This is a genomic window from Anaerolineales bacterium, assembly GCA_022866145.1.
In the GTDB taxonomy this organism is placed as follows: Bacteria; Chloroflexota; Anaerolineae; order Anaerolineales; family E44-bin32; genus PFL42.
In genome coordinates this window covers 1-2,182 of record JALHUE010000156.1, presented here as the reverse complement: position 1 = coordinate 2,182, position 2,182 = coordinate 1, and the positions used below count along the sequence as shown (strand labels likewise).

Genomic DNA, 2,182 nt, shown 5'->3' with positions numbered 1-2,182 from the left:
GTCAGCGAGCGCTGGAAGTGATCCCGGAAGCCCTGGCGCCGGGCGGCGGCGTTGCGCAGCCGCGCCAACTGGCGCACGGTCTCGGCCACCTGTGCCCCGACGCGCTTGCTAGCTTCCCAGGCTACCTGGACCTCGGCCGAGTCACGGCTCGATTTCAGGATGTTCACCAGCTCATTGTCGGACAAGGCGCGTCCGTCAACCTCTCCGCGGAAGTTGTAGTACTGGCCGCGTACCTCGGCTTCGAGGCGAGTGAGTTGCTCGATGCTTTCCTCATCCTGCTGGTTCTTGGCTGAGGTCAGGTAGATCAGGCGCAACTGGCGGGCAAGCAGCGGATCGCTCGGCGGTTGGGCCCGCAGGCGTTCATTGGCCTGGGCGTGGATCTCGGCATTCGCCCAGAAGCGCATGTAGGCGCTCTGGGCCTGCTGCTGGCGCTGGTTCGCCTGCTCGGTCCCCGTCGTTGCCGCTTCCCACTCGGCCAGGTTGAGTGCCTTCTCCAGCGGGCGGGCGGCTTCAACGGTTTGTTGCACAAATACCTCTGTCGAGTTGGTCACAGATGGCGCTCCTTCGTCCTCGAGCTGGCGGCAGTATAACTCAGGGGGACCGCAGCCGGTGTGGCGCAGCCAACAGGCGGCAGGGACAAGCCGCGGCTTTCTCCGATGTCGAGCTTCGCGACCTGCGGTCGCTTTCCTCTATTGCCCTGCCCCGCTGCCTGGCCGAATCTCAAGGCCGGACTCCGGCACGCATGCGTGTGCCCGTCGGGCTGGGAGGTGCCTGTCGGCGGCCTGGAAGCCGGCCAAGGGATGGTTCCAGCGGTCGGGAGGAACGTTGTAGAATCCAAGACGGCAGGTCCGATCCTGTCCGGGAAGGGTGGCAGCGATGAGCGACATCTCGATCGTCCCGGTGCTGAAGGGCCGAGGCATCTTGCTAGGCGTGACGGGATCGATCGCGGCCTACAAGGCAGCCGAGCTGGCCTCGGCCCTGGCGCAGGCCGGGGCCCAGGTCGACGTGCTGCTCAGCCAGGGCGGCATGCAGTTCGTGACTCCGTTGACGTTTCAGGCGCTGACCGGCCGCAGGCCTTTCACTGACGCCGATCTGTGGGGCAGCCAGGCGCATGTTCTGCATGTGGACCTGGCCCGACGAGCGGACCTGCTACTGATCGCTCCGGCGACGGCCACGACGCTGGCGCGGCTCGCCCATGGCCTGGCCGACACATTGATCGGGCTGACGGCGTTGGCCTGCACCTGCCCGGTAGCGGCTGCCCCGGCGATGGACGCCGGCATGTACGCGAACCCGGCCACCCAGGCGAATCTTGAGATCCTGCGGCAGCGCGGCGTCTTCTTTGCCGGGCCGGCCACGGGTCGGATGGCCTCCGGCGAAATCGGGCTGGGGCGAATGCTGGAGCCGACCCAATTGCTGGGGGTGGTGCGGTACCTGCTGGGGCGGAAGGGCAGCCTGGCTGGCCGGCGCATTGTCGTCACGGCCGGCGGGACCCAGGAGCCGATCGATCCGGTCCGGGCAGTGGTGAACCGCTCCAGCGGCAGGCAGGGCTATGCTCTGGCACAGGTAGCCATTGATCGTGGGGCGCAGGTCGTGCTGATCAGCGGACCATCCAGCGTACCCGTTCCATACGGTGTGACCTTGGTCGATGTATCGACCGCGGCCGAGATGCGGGAAGCGGTGCTGGCGCACGCCAATGACAGCGACGTGTTGCTGATGGCGGCAGCCGTGGCTGACTACCGGCCTCAGGCGAGCGCCCCCCACAAGATGAAGCGCGGCGGCTCCGGGCAGACCTTGAGCCTCGAACCGACCGAGGATATCCTGGCGGAGGTCACCACCCGGCGGAAGACGGGCGGCAAGCCCGGGGTGATCGTCGGATTCGCGGCCGAGAGCCAGGATCTGCTTGACAACGCCCGCGGCAAGCTCGAGCGCAAAGGGCTGTCCTTGATCGTTGCCAACGATATCCTGGCGACGGACGCAGGATTCGCGGTGGACACCAACCGTGTAACCCTACTGGACGCCGGCGGGGGTGTCCAGGCGCTGCCGGTGATGCCCAAGGATCAGGTAGCGGAGCATATTCTCGACCGGGTCGAGGCCCTGCTCAGGTAGGCGCCATGCCCCAGCCCACCCCAGGCCGCCTGGTCCTCGGGACTCAGGGTTTCGCCTTCGACGATTGGGTCGGCCC

2 protein-coding genes are annotated in these 2,182 nt (G+C 67.2%); one reads left to right on the top strand and one right to left on the bottom strand.

The features are described from left to right. On the bottom strand, positions 1 to 551 hold a 551-nt coding region (locus tag MUO23_04915; GenBank protein ID MCJ7512293.1), incomplete at its 3' end, for a M2 family metallopeptidase. Between the two features lie 325 nt (positions 552 to 876). On the opposite strand from MUO23_04915, the gene coaBC reads away from it, so the two are divergent. Further along, positions 877 to 2,106, top strand: a complete 1,230-nt coding sequence (coaBC, locus tag MUO23_04910; GenBank protein ID MCJ7512292.1) for a bifunctional phosphopantothenoylcysteine decarboxylase/phosphopantothenate--cysteine ligase CoaBC — start codon at positions 877 to 879, stop codon at positions 2,104 to 2,106. Positions 2,107 to 2,182: the final 76 nt, after the last annotated feature.

Coding starts and splice junctions, on each gene's coding strand:
- coaBC (MCJ7512292.1), top strand. CDS start 877: ATGAGCGACATCTCGATCGTCCCGGTGCTGAAGGGCCGAGGCATCTTG.